12 protein-coding genes and 1 pseudogene are annotated in these 10,996 nt (G+C 66.8%); 9 read left to right on the forward strand and 4 right to left on the reverse strand.

Translation table 11 applies throughout. From position 1 onward, the window contains the following. Position 1 precedes the first annotated feature (1 nt). The 4 genes from ABIS05_RS16905 (at position 2) to ABIS05_RS16920 (ending at position 3,216) form a co-directional block, all read left to right on the forward strand. A complete protein-coding gene (locus tag ABIS05_RS16905; protein WP_348010204.1) occupies positions 2-448 on the forward strand; it encodes a GatB/YqeY domain-containing protein in 447 nt (148 codons plus the stop codon). Between the two features lie 10 nt (positions 449-458). Continuing rightward, entirely contained in the window at positions 459-800 is a 342-nt protein-coding gene (locus ABIS05_RS16910; RefSeq protein WP_348010205.1) for a TIGR01244 family sulfur transferase, read from the forward strand. A gap of 137 nt (positions 801-937) precedes the next feature. Next, positions 938-1,534 carry a TRAP transporter small permease subunit gene (locus tag ABIS05_RS16915; protein WP_348010206.1) on the forward strand — a complete coding sequence of 199 codons (597 nt, stop codon included), beginning with the start codon at positions 938-940 and terminating at the stop codon, positions 1,532-1,534. Next, entirely contained in the window at positions 1,534-3,216 is a 1,683-nt protein-coding gene (locus ABIS05_RS16920; protein WP_348010207.1) for a TRAP transporter large permease subunit, read from the forward strand. Before ABIS05_RS16915 ends, ABIS05_RS16920 begins: the two co-directional genes overlap by 1 nt. 101 nt (positions 3,217-3,317) lie before the next feature. Here the strand turns inward: ABIS05_RS16920 and ABIS05_RS16925 are convergent, their stop codons facing one another. Beyond that, positions 3,318-4,400, reverse strand: coding sequence for a TRAP transporter substrate-binding protein (locus ABIS05_RS16925; RefSeq protein ID WP_348010215.1), 1,083 nt, complete (start codon positions 4,398-4,400; stop codon positions 3,318-3,320). 249 nt (positions 4,401-4,649) lie between these two features. After that, complete coding sequence (pmbA, locus tag ABIS05_RS16930; protein WP_348010208.1) at positions 4,650-6,020, reverse strand: metalloprotease PmbA; 1,371 nt, start codon at positions 6,018-6,020, stop codon at positions 4,650-4,652. A gap of 106 nt (positions 6,021-6,126) precedes the next feature. Here pmbA and yjgA point away from each other — a divergent pair, with 106 nt between their 5' ends. Both yjgA and mog read left to right on the forward strand, forming a co-directional pair. Beyond that, positions 6,127-6,666, forward strand: a complete 540-nt coding sequence (yjgA, locus tag ABIS05_RS16935) for a ribosome biogenesis factor YjgA (RefSeq protein WP_348010209.1) — start codon at positions 6,127-6,129, stop codon at positions 6,664-6,666. Next, positions 6,659-7,243, forward strand: coding sequence for a molybdopterin adenylyltransferase (gene mog, locus ABIS05_RS16940; RefSeq protein WP_348010210.1), 585 nt, complete (start codon positions 6,659-6,661; stop codon positions 7,241-7,243). The genes yjgA and mog overlap by 8 nt, the downstream gene beginning before the upstream one ends. On the opposite strand, the gene cysE is transcribed toward mog, so the two are convergent. Beyond that, the gene (gene cysE, locus ABIS05_RS16945; protein WP_348010211.1) at positions 7,236-8,012 is read right to left on the reverse strand and encodes a serine O-acetyltransferase; all 777 of its coding nucleotides are present in this window, start codon (positions 8,010-8,012) and stop codon (positions 7,236-7,238) included. The genes mog and cysE overlap by 8 nt on opposite strands. A gap of 41 nt (positions 8,013-8,053) precedes the next feature. Beyond that, positions 8,054-8,788: an RNA methyltransferase gene (locus ABIS05_RS16950; RefSeq protein WP_348010212.1), complete on the reverse strand. Its 735-nt coding sequence runs from the start codon at positions 8,786-8,788 to the stop codon at positions 8,054-8,056. A 111-nt stretch (positions 8,789-8,899) separates the two neighbouring features. Between ABIS05_RS16950 and ABIS05_RS16955 the strand changes: the two genes are divergently transcribed. From ABIS05_RS16955 to ABIS05_RS16965, 3 genes and pseudogenes are all read left to right on the forward strand, one after another. Beyond that, positions 8,900-9,847 carry an inositol monophosphatase family protein gene (locus tag ABIS05_RS16955; RefSeq protein ID WP_407074839.1) on the forward strand — a complete coding sequence of 316 codons (948 nt, stop codon included), beginning with the start codon at positions 8,900-8,902 and terminating at the stop codon, positions 9,845-9,847. A 216-nt stretch (positions 9,848-10,063) separates the two neighbouring features. Continuing rightward, positions 10,064-10,378 carry an energy transducer TonB gene (locus ABIS05_RS16960; RefSeq protein WP_348010213.1) on the forward strand — a complete coding sequence of 105 codons (315 nt, stop codon included), beginning with the start codon at positions 10,064-10,066 and terminating at the stop codon, positions 10,376-10,378. Between the two features lie 74 nt (positions 10,379-10,452). After that, positions 10,453-10,996 (forward strand): annotated as a pseudogene (locus tag ABIS05_RS16965) (DNA mismatch repair protein MutS); the annotation flags it as partial.

The raw sequence follows: 10,996 nt of genomic DNA on the forward strand, positions 1-10,996 counted from the left end.
CATGAGCCTCAAAGACCGCATCACTGAAGACATGAAGGCCGCCATGCGCGCCAAGGACGCCGACCGGCTGCTGACCATCCGCGGCCTGCTGGCTGCCGTGAAGCAGAAGGAAGTGGACGAACGCGTCGTCGTCGAAGACACGGCTCTCGTCGCCATCGTGGACAAACTGATCAAGCAGCGCAAGGACTCCATCAGCCAGTTCGGCGCCGCCGGCCGCGATGACCTCGTCACCAAGGAAACCGCCGAGCTGGTGGTGTTGCAGGGCTATCTGCCCGAGCGCTTGAGCGCCGAGGCCGTGGCCGAGAAGGTCGCTGCCATCGTGGCCGAGCTGGGCGCCAGCGGCCCGGGCGACATGGGCAAAGTCATGGCCGCCGCCAAGGCTGCCCTGAGCGCCGTTGCCGAGATGGGTGCCGTGTCGGCTGCGGTCAAGGCCGCGCTGGCCAAGTAATGGGATCGCCATGAGCCTGCCCCTGCAAGCCCTCACGCCCGACATCTGCGCCGCGCCGCAGCTGACGCCCGAAGCGATGGCCGAGGCTGCGGCCCTGGGCTTCAAGAGCGTGGTGAACAACCGCCCCGACTTCGAGCACGGGCCGGACCAACCGACCTCGGCCGCCATCCAGGCCGCTGCGGAAGCGGCGGGCCTGGCCTACCGGCACCTGCCGGTGGCTGGCGGATATCAGTCGCCGGAAGAGATCGCCGCCTTCGCCGTTCTGCTGGCGGAGCTGCCGCGCCCGCTGCTGGTCTTCTGCCGCTCAGGCGCGCGCTCGGCCCGCCTCTTCATGCAGGCGCAGCAACTCTGAAGTCGCACGCAGACGCTCCCCGGTGTTTTCCCGACTCCGGGGGCGGCTTGCGCAGCAACCTCGCTTTGTCTCCGTACAGTGGCGCCGCCCGGCCGCAGCACCTGTTCGGTCGGCGCCACAAGATATCTGGAGACAACGTGTCCTTACTATTACAACTATCCCGCGCCATCGACAGGCTCAATGAATGGGTCGGGCGCTGGGTGTCCTGGCTGGTACTCGCTGCCGTGCTGATCAGCGCCGGCAACGCGGTCGTCCGCAAACTGTTCAACAACAGTTCCAACGCGCTGTTGGAAATCCAGTGGTATCTGTTCGCTGCGGTCTTCCTGCTCGCGGCCGGCTACACGCTACTGCGCCAGGAGCACGTGAAGATCGACGTGGTGCTGAGCCGCTTCACCAAGCGCACGCAGATCAAGATCGAGATTTTCGGCATCCTGGCCTTCCTGCTGCCTTTCGTCGTCACCGTGATCGTTCTGGTCTGGCCGCTGGTGACCAAGGCCTATATCAGCGGTGAGGTGTCCGGCAATGCCGGCGGCCTGATCCGCTGGCCGGTGTTCGCGCTGGTGCCAGCGGGCTTCACGCTGCTGGGTTTGCAGGGGCTGTCCGAGCTCATCAAGCGCTTTGCCTTCCTGCAAGGGCTCATCGACGATCCGACGCGAAAACCCGAGGCCAGGTCGGCCGAGGAAGAGCTTGCCGAGGCCATCCGCGCCCAGGCCGAAGCAGGAGCGCGCAAGTGATGGCATTCCTGCAAACCAACATGGCACCGATCATGTTCCTGGGGCTGATCGGCTTCCTGCTGATGGGCTACTCGGTCGCCTTCTCGCTCGCGGCCGCCGGCCTGGCTTTCGGCCTCATCGGCATCGAGCTGGGCATGCTGCCGGCCTCGCTGATGCAGGCGCTGCCGCTGCGCATCTTCGGCATCATGCAGAACGAGACGCTGCTGGCCATTCCGTTCTTCACCTTCATGGGCCTGATCCTGGAACGTTCGGGCATGGCGGAGGATCTGCTCGACACCATCGGCCAGCTGTTCGGCCCGATCCGCGGCGGCCTGGCCTATGCGGTGATCCTGGTCGGCGCCATGCTGGCGGCCACCACCGGTGTCGTCGCGGCCTCGGTGATCTCGATGGGCCTGATCTCGCTGCCCATCATGCTGCGCTATGGCTATGACCGCCGCATCGCCTCAGGTGTCATCGCGGCCTCTGGCACGCTGGCCCAGATCATTCCGCCCAGCTTGGTGCTCATCATCATGGCCGACCAGCTCGGCCGCAGCGTCGGCGACCTCTACAAGGGCGCCTTCATCCCGGGCTTCGTGCTGACGGGCCTGTACCTCGGCTACGTGCTGCTGATCACGCTGGTCAAACCGCAATGGGCCCCGGCCCTGCCGGCCGAGGCGCGCACCATCCGCGAGGACGACGGCACCGCCGGCCTGCGCTCGCTGGGCCTGCTCACGCTGCTGGCCACCGGTTGCGCCCTCACCTTCGCGCGCAGCCGCCCCGAGGGCACGGCGACGGACGAACTCATCGTCACGTCGCTGTGCGTGGGCGTGGGCACGGCTTTCGTGCTGGCCGTGGTGAACCGAACGCTCGGCCTCAAGCTGCTGTCGAAGATGGCCGAGAGGGTCACCTTCGTGCTGATCCCGCCGCTGGCGTTGATCTTCCTGGTGCTGGGCACCATTTTCCTTGGCATTGCGACACCGACCGAAGGCGGTGCCATGGGCGCCGTCGGTGCGCTGGCGATGGCCCTCGCGCGCAAGCGCCTGTCCATCCCGCTGCTTCGCCAGGCCATGGATTCGACGATGAAGCTGTCCTGCTTCGTTGTCTTCATCCTGCTCGGCTCGACCGTGTTCTCCCTGAGCTTCCAGGGCGTCGACGGCCCGCTGTGGGTGGAGCACCTGCTGTCCGGCCTGCCCGGCGGCCAGCTCGGCTTCCTCATCGTCGTCAACCTGTTGATCTTCTTCCTGGCCTTCTTCCTCGACTTCTTCGAGCTGTCCTTCATCGTCGTGCCGTTGCTCGCACCGGTCGCCGAAAAGCTGGGCATCGACCTCGTCTGGTTCGGCGTGCTGCTGGCGGTCAATATGCAGACCTCCTTCATGCATCCGCCGTTCGGCTTTGCGCTGTTCTATCTGCGCAGCGTGGCGCCGACCGAGGACTTCAAGGACAAGCTGACCGGCCGCCTGATCCCCCGGGTGACGACGGGGCAAATCTACTGGGGCGCAGTTCCCTTCGTCTGCATCCAGGTCATCATGATCGCGCTGGTCATCACCTTCCCCGGCATGGTGTCGGGTGGCCTCGAGAAAAAGGGCGCGATCGACATCAGCAACGTCCATCTCGACGTTCAGCCGCCGGACGAGGAGAAGAAGGAGGTCGACATGAACGAGCTCTTCGGCATCCCAGAGGCGGCCAGCGCAGCATCCAAATAGCGCGGGTAGAGCGGCAGGTAGAGCGCCGGAAGGCCTCGCGGCGCGAGGCCATCAAAAAAGGCCCCGCGTCGCGGGGCCTTTGTCTTCGTGAACGCTGCGGCTTACAGCTTCTGCGACTGCATGAAGTCGTCGAACCCTGCCTCGGCGAAGCGGAACCACAGGTTCTGGTCGCGGCGGAAGACAGCCATGTCCTCGTAGACCTTCTTCCAGTTCGGGTTCTTGGCAGACAGCTCGCTGTAGATCGCCATCGACTCCTTGAAGGCCGAGTCCATCACGTCCTTGGGGAAGCGGAACAGCTTGGTGCCCGAGGCCACCAGCTGCTTCAGGGCCCCGGGGTTCTTGGCGTCGTACTTGGCCTGCATGTCGACGTGGGCCACATGCGTGGCCGCCTCGAAGATGGCCTTGTACTCGGCGCTGAGGCCTTCATAGGCCTTGGTGTTGACGAAGAAGTCCAGCTGCGGGCCGCCCTCCCACCAACCGGGGTAGTAGTAGTTGGGCGCCACCTTGTTGAAGCCCAGCTTCTGGTCGTCGTAGGGACCGACCCACTCGGCGGCGTCGATGGTGCCCTTCTCCAAGGACGAGTAGATCTCGCCGCCGGGGATGTTCTGCGGCACGCCGCCCATGCGCTCCAGCACACGCCCGGCGAAACCGCCGATGCGCATCATCAGACCCTTGATGTCGGCGACGCTCTTGATTTCCTTGCGGTACCAGCCACCCATCTGGGCACCGGTGTTGCCGCCCATGAAGTTGATGATGTTGTAGTTGCGATAGAACTCGCGCATCAGCTTCAAGCCGTTGCCCTCCACCATCCACGCCGTCATCTGGCGGCTGTTCAGGCCGAAGGGCACGGCGCAGCCCAGCGCAAAGGTTTCATCCTTGCCGAAGAAGTAGTAAGGCGCTGTGTGTGCCATCTCGACCGTGCCGGCCTGCACGCCGTCGACGACGCCGAACGCGGGCATCAGCTCGCCGCCCGCGTGGACGGAGATCTGGAACTTGCCGCTGGTCATCTCGGAAACCTTCTTGGCCATCACGTCGGCCGCGCCGAAGATGGTGTCCAGAGATTTCGGGAAGCTCGACGCGAGGCGCCAGCGCACCTGGGCCTGGGCATGCACGATGGCGGGGGCGGCGCCTGCAGCCAGCACGCCCGCAATGCCTGCGTGGCGCACGAAAGAACGGCGTTCCATGGACATGGATGTCTCCTGTTTTCGGTTTGCAAAGAGAGAGGAAAGCCGGGCCATTCTAGGAATCGCCTTTCAGCCGACCGGCCCGGATTTACCCGGCGCCAGAATTTGCAACTGGGCCGAGCGCCGGGCCGCTCCCAAGCCGGCCCGCGAGGCGATGCGCTTGCGGCTCGATGCCGCAAGCATCGCCGTCCCCACGGGGGACCGACTGGGCTGGCCTGCGTCCAGCAGGGCCAGACCAGGCGAGGGGCGTCAATTCGCGCCTGCCAGCTTCATCCCGGTGACAAGCACCGAGCCGATGGTCTTGGTGCCCATCGAGAACTCGTCGGCGCCGATGCCGACGATGTTGTGCAGCATGTCCTTCAGGTTGCCGGCAATGGTCACTTCATGCACGGGGAACGCAATCTCGCCGTTCTCGACCCAGTAGCCGCTGGCGCCGCGCGAGTAGTCGCCGGTCACGTAGTTGACGCCCTGGCCCATCAGCTCGGTCACGAGCAGGCCGCGGCCCAGGCGGCGGATCATCGTCGGCAGGTCGTCGCCAGGCGCGGTGGCTCGGCTCGTCATGCGCAGGTTGTGCGAGCCGCCGGCATGGCCGGTCGTTTTCATGCCCAGCTTGCGCGCCGAATAGCTGGACAGGAAATAGCCCTGCAGCACACCGCCCTGCACGACCGAGCGCGCGCGGGTGGTGACACCCTCGTCGTCGAACGGCGAGCTGCCCTTGCCCTTGGGCACGTGCGGGTCCTCGGCGATGTCGATGTGCGAGGCCGTGACCGGCTTGCCCAGGCTGTCCAGCAGGAAGGTGGTGCGGCGGTAGAGCGCACCGCCGCTGGTGGCCTGCACCAGCGCGCCGAGCAGGCCGATGGCCACCGTGCTCTCGAACAGCACCGGGATCTCGGCCGTGGCGACCTTGCGTGCCTTCAGGCGCGACAGCGCGCGCTCGGCGGCGTAGCGGCCGATGGCCTCGGGCGAGGCCAGGTCGGCGGCAGAACGCATGGAGCTGTACCAGGCGTCGCGCTGCATGCCCGCACCCCGGCCGGCAATCGGCGCCACCGACAGCGAATGCCGCGAGCTGGCATAGCCGCCGCGAAACCCGCGCGTGTTGCCCATCCAGAAGTGCGACTGCTGGGCCGACACGGCCGCGCCCTCGCTGTTGGTGATGCGCTTGTCCACGCCCAAGGCCGCAGCCTCGCAACGCAGCGCGATCTCAGCGGCCTGCGCGGCGTCGATGGCCCAGGGGTGAAAGAGGTCCAGCTCGGGGCGGGCCGCAGCATCCAGCGCCAGATCGGCCGCGTCGGGCAGGCCGGCGAACTCGTCCTCGGCGGTGAACCGCGCGATGTCGTAGGCGGCGCGCACCGTGTCACGGATGGCCTGGGGCGAAAAGTCGGACGTGCTGGCATTGCCGCGGCGCTGGCCGAGATAGACCGAGATGCCGAGCGACTTGTCGCGGTTGCGCTCGACGTTCTCCAACTCGCCCAGCCGTGCCGACACCGACAGGCCGCAACCCTCGGATACCTCGGCACCGGCATCGCTGGCGCCGAGCTTCTTGGCCTCGGCAAGGGCGTCTTCGATCCACTGCTGGAACTGCTCGGGGCTGTAGGCGAAACCGTCTTTGGCTTGGGACATGAAAGGCACTGAATCGGGGTGGGCGACAATCATAGGACTCGCCTGAACCAGGGGCCTGCTCACGCTACGGGAGCAGGCCGCGTTCCGTAGCGTGAACAGGCCCCTGATGCAAGAAACCACTCCTGATTTCGAAGACGACGACGACTTCGACCGCCCCAGCAAGTCCCAGCTCAAGCGCGACATGACCGCGCTGCAAAAGCTCGGCGAAGATTTGCTCGCCCTGCCCGAGAGCCGCTGGGAGCCGCTGGCCCTGCCTGAGATCCTTTACGACGCGCTGCGCCACGCCAAGAAGATCACCAACTTCGAGGGCAAGCGCCGGCAGATGCAGTACATCGGCAAGCTGATGCGCAAGCTCGACTCCGAGCCCATCCGCGAGGCCGTCGCCACCTACAAGCTCGGCCATGCGCATGACAGCCTGCGGCTGCATCAATCCGAGCGCTGGCGCGACCGCCTGCTGGCCAGTGACGATGCGCTGCCGGAGTTCCTGAACGAGCACACCGAGGTCGACATCCAGCAGCTGCGCAACCTCGTGCGCGCGGCACGCAAGGACGCGGCCAACGAGCCCGAGAAGCGCAGCGGACGCGCCTTCCGCGAGCTGTTCCAGTTCATCAAGGCGTCTGAACCTGCGGCCGACGACGATGAGTGAGTCGGCGCCTGAACCCGTCCGGATCGGCATCGTCTCCATCAGCGACAGGGCATCGACCGGCGTCTACGAAGACAAGGGCCTGCCGGCCCTCAAGGACTGGCTGACGAGTGCGCTGCACAACCCCATCGAGTTCGTGCCTCGCCTCATCCCCGACGAGCAGGCCGGCATCTCGGCCGCGTTGATCGAGCTGGTCGACACCGAGCGCTGCGACCTCGTGCTGACCACCGGCGGCACCGGCCCCGCGCCGCGCGACGTAACACCCGAGGCCACGCTGGCCATCGCCGACCGCGTGATGCCCGGCTTTGGCGAGCAGATGCGCCAGATCTCGCTGCACTTCGTGCCGACGGCCATCCTGTCTAGACAAGTCGCCGTCATACGCGGCAAGGCGCTGGTCATCAACCTGCCCGGCCAGCCCAAGGCCATCGCCGAGACCTTGGCGGGCCACGAGAAGGCCAGCGGCATCTTCGCGGCCGTGCCCTATTGCATCGACCTGATCGGCGGGCCTTATCTCGAAACGCGGGACGAGGTGTGCAAGGCCTTCCGGCCGAAGTCGGCGATCAGAACGCCGGCTACTTGACCAGCCGGTTCAACTCTGCGGCGTCGAAGGCTTCGTCGCGCTGGGCATCGCAAGGTACGCAGTCACCCACCGGCTTGCCCAGCTCAGTCGAGAGCTTGCACACCGCGTTCCACAACAGCGCGATCTGGTGCTCGTGGCCCGAGGCGCTGTCGATGAGGCCGCGCATGGCCAGCGCCACCGGGTCGTCGCCTTGCGCGACGCCGTAGGCCGAGAAGCCCATGCGGGCGGCGGCTTCCTCGCGGGCCTGCTCGCTGGCGGCTTCGATGATGCGCGCCGGGTTGCCGACGGCCGTCGCACCGGCGGGCACCGGCTTGGTGACGACAGCGCCCGAGCCGATGCGTGCACCGGCGCCAACCGTGAAGCCGCCCAGCACGCAGGCATTGGCGCCGACGATAACGCCGGGGCCAAGCGTCGGGTGACGCTTGGCGCCCTTGACGAGCGACGTGCCGCCCAGCGTCACGCCTTGGTAGATGGTGCAGCCCTCGCCGATCTCGGCCATCTCGCCGATGACGATGCCCATGCCGTGGTCGATGAAGACCTTGCGGCCGATGCGCGCGCCCGGGTGGATCTCGATGCCGGTGAGGAAGCGGCCCCAGTGCGAGACCCAGCGGCCCAGCCACCTGAAGCCGTGCGTCCACAGCAAATGCGCGCGGCGGTGCATCCACAAGGCGTGCAGGCCGGGGTAACAGGTCAGCACCTCCCAGGCAGACCGGGCAGCCGGGTCGCGCTCGAGGGTCAGGGCGATGTCTTCGCGCAGGCGCTGAAACATGGTGTGTCCGGGCAGAAGGGCTGGCCAGTCTAGGCGCGTGTTCAAGAACCTGCCCGGCCTGCGGTTTTCATCATCTGCCGGGCGATGCCGCGCAGGATGTGCACTTCCTCGTTCGTCAGCCCGGCGCGGTTGAACAGCTGATTCAACCGCGGCATCAACTTTCGGGGCGCGGCGGGGTCGAGGTAGCCGATGTCGACGAGCGCCGTCTGCAGATGGTCGAGCAGGCCCTGCACGGCGCGTGCGTCGGCCCGCTGGGGGTCGGGCGTGCGCGCCTGCACGCCAAAGCCGCCCACCGCTTGCCGAAGGTCGTAGGCCAGCAGCTGCACGGCCTGCGCCAGGTTCAGCGAGCCGTAGTCCGGGTGGGTCGGGATGCTCAGCACCGAGTGGCAGCGGTAGACGTCCTCGTTGCTCATGCCGTAGCGCTCCGAGCCGAACACCAGCGCCAGGCGCGGCGCGGCTTCGCGGGCGGCCAGCTCGGCGAACAGCGCGCGCGGCTCGCACGTCGGTGGGCCGAAGTCGCGCGGTGTCATGGCCGTGGCGCAAGCATGGTCGACACCGTCCAGCGCCTCGGCCAGCGTGGGCACGACGCGGGCGCGGGCCAGGATGTCCGCCGCGCCGCTGGCCATGGCCACGGCTTCCTCGTGGCAGAGCACGTCGGGGAAGCGCGGCGCCACCAGCACCAGGTCACGGAAACCCATCACCTTCATCGCCCGCGCCGTGGCGCCGACGTTGCCGGCATGGCTGGTATTGATCAGGACGAAGCGTGTGGATTCCACGGGGTTTCTACGGAGGTCAGCAGCTAGAATCTCGCGATTATCCGGGCCACCTTCACGGCAGCCCGTCGCTCTTTCCTCCTGTCAGCCCCTTCTTCCCAGCGAGTGCCACGCATGCTGCAAACGTCTCACCATCCCATGCTCAATGTCGCCATCAAGGCGGCACGTACGGCCGGCGCCATCATCAACCGCGCGTCGCTGGACCTCGAAGCTCTGCGCATCAGCACCAAGAGCCCGAACGACTTCGTCACCGAGGTCGACCACGCCGCAGAAGGGGTGATCATCGAGACGCTGCTGGGCGCCTACCCGGACCACGGCATCCTCGCCGAAGAGTCGGGCCGCACCCACGGCGCCAAGCACTCCGAGTACGTCTGGATCATCGATCCGCTGGACGGCACCACCAACTTCATCCACGGCCTGCCGATGTACTGCGTGTCCATCGCGCTGGCGCATCGCGGCGTCGTGCAGCAGGCTGTCGTCTACGACCCGACCCGCAACGACCTCTTCTACGCCACCAAGGGCCGCGGCGCCTTCCTGAACGACCGCCGCCTGCGCGTGTCCAAGCGCACCCGCCTGAGCGACGCGCTGATCGGCACCGGCTTCCCCTTCCGCCGCGGCGACAACTTCAAGCGCTACGTGAAGATGTTCGAGGACGTCATGCAGGTCTGCGCCGGCCTGCGCCGCCCGGGCGCGGCCGCACTCGACCTCTGCTACGTAGCCGCTGGCTACTACGACGCCTTCTTCGAGACCGGCCTGCAGCCCTGGGACGTGGCGGCCGGCTCGCTGATCATTGCCGAGGCGGGCGGCCTGATCGGCAACTTCACCGGCGAGAGCGACTTCCTGCACCAGCGCGAGGTCCTGGCCGGCAACCCCAAGATCTACGCGCAGCTCGTGACGATGCTGTCGCCATACACGCGCGTCATCAAGGAAGAAGACGTGACAGCTTCCGCACCGGCTGTAGACGGCGAGGCGGCAGCGGCGCCGGCGCCTGCATCGGCGATCAAGAAGCGCGTGGCCGTGCGCCTCAAGAAGGAAGACATGGGCGGCGACGCGCCGGTCTGACCTGCCGACGAAACCTTGACGAAGCCCTCCTCGCGAGGGCTTCGTCATTTCTGGCCGTGAAGGAGTTGGCAGACCCTGCGGCTACGGGTGAACCCGCCCCCGGCGCGTGACTTGTGCACGGCATCACCCCTTACTCGTGGGGGGCGAATGGCCAGAATGCGAACCAACGCGGCCAAGAGCCGCATCGCTTCCACTCAAAACCATCCGAAAGAAACCATGTTCGCTCGCTCCGTTCTCGCCCTCACCCTCGTCGCCGCTGCGTCGCTGGCCCATGCCGACGCCAAGGTCCTGAAGAAGGTGGCTCCCGAGTACCCCAACGAAGCCGTGAAGAGGAACATCACCGCCGGCAGCGTGCGCGCCAAGATGAACATCGCCGGTGACGGCAAGGTGGCCAACGTCGAAGTCGTTGAAGCCGAGCCCAAGCGCGTCTTCGACCGCGCCGCCGTCGAGGCCCTGAGCCAGTGGAAGTTCGAAGGCACCGGCGCCGCACAGACGCACGAAGTGAAGCTGGTGTTCAAGTCCGAGGATTGATTCGGTCTGCAGGCTGACGAAAGGCCCGCTTCGGCGGGCCTTTGCATTTGTGGCGCCAGATAATGCGCGCCCCGATGAAAACCGAAACCGCCACCCCCGATCTCGCACCCCACACGCCGATGATGGTCCAGTACCTGGGCCTGAAGGCGGACTTTCCGGACACGCTGCTGCTGTACCGGATGGGCGATTTCTACGAAGTCTTCTTTGATGACGCCCGCAAGTGCAATGCGCTGCTGGACATCACGCTGACGCAGCGCGGCCAGAGCGCCGGCCAGCCCGTCGTCATGGCCGGCGTGCCGGTGCACGCGCTGGAGAGTTATCTCGCCAAGCTGATCAAGCTGGGCGAGGCGGTGGCGATTGCCGAGCAGGTCGGCGAGGTCGGCGCGGGCAAAGGGCCGGTAGAGCGCAAGGTCGTGCGCGTCGTCACACCGGGCACCATCACCGACACCGAACTGCTGGCCGACAAGCAAGACGCCGTGCTGCTGAGCGTCAGCGGCCACGGTCGCCGTCATGGGCTGGCGTGGCTGTCACTCACGCAAGGCGAAATCGGGCTGGCGGAGTGCAGCGACGCGGAGCTGCCGGCTTGGCTGGCGCGCCTGGCGCCGGCGGAGATCCTGG

The organism is Roseateles sp., assembly GCF_039929605.1.
Classification (GTDB): domain Bacteria; phylum Pseudomonadota; class Gammaproteobacteria; order Burkholderiales; family Burkholderiaceae_C; genus Pelomonas.

Excerpts from the sequence above, each read along its gene's own strand:
- ABIS05_RS16905 (WP_348010204.1), top strand. The coding sequence starts at position 2 with ATGAGCCTCAAAGACCGCATCACTGAAGACATGAAGGCCGCCATGCGC.
- cysE (WP_348010211.1), bottom strand. The coding sequence starts at position 8,012 with ATGTTTCAGCGCCTGCGCGAAGACATCGCCCTGACCCTCGAGCGCGAC.
- yjgA (WP_348010209.1), top strand. The coding sequence starts at position 6,127 with ATGCAAGAAACCACTCCTGATTTCGAAGACGACGACGACTTCGACCGC.
- ABIS05_RS16955 (WP_407074839.1), top strand. The coding sequence starts at position 8,900 with ATGCTGCAAACGTCTCACCATCCCATGCTCAATGTCGCCATCAAGGCG.
- ABIS05_RS16920 (WP_348010207.1), top strand. The coding sequence starts at position 1,534 with ATGGCATTCCTGCAAACCAACATGGCACCGATCATGTTCCTGGGGCTG.
- pmbA (WP_348010208.1), bottom strand. The coding sequence starts at position 6,020 with ATGTCCCAAGCCAAAGACGGTTTCGCCTACAGCCCCGAGCAGTTCCAG.
- ABIS05_RS16910 (WP_348010205.1), top strand. The coding sequence starts at position 459 with ATGAGCCTGCCCCTGCAAGCCCTCACGCCCGACATCTGCGCCGCGCCG.
- ABIS05_RS16960 (WP_348010213.1), top strand. The coding sequence starts at position 10,064 with ATGTTCGCTCGCTCCGTTCTCGCCCTCACCCTCGTCGCCGCTGCGTCG.
- mog (WP_348010210.1), top strand. The coding sequence starts at position 6,659 with ATGAGTGAGTCGGCGCCTGAACCCGTCCGGATCGGCATCGTCTCCATC.
- ABIS05_RS16925 (WP_348010215.1), bottom strand. The coding sequence starts at position 4,400 with ATGGAACGCCGTTCTTTCGTGCGCCACGCAGGCATTGCGGGCGTGCTG.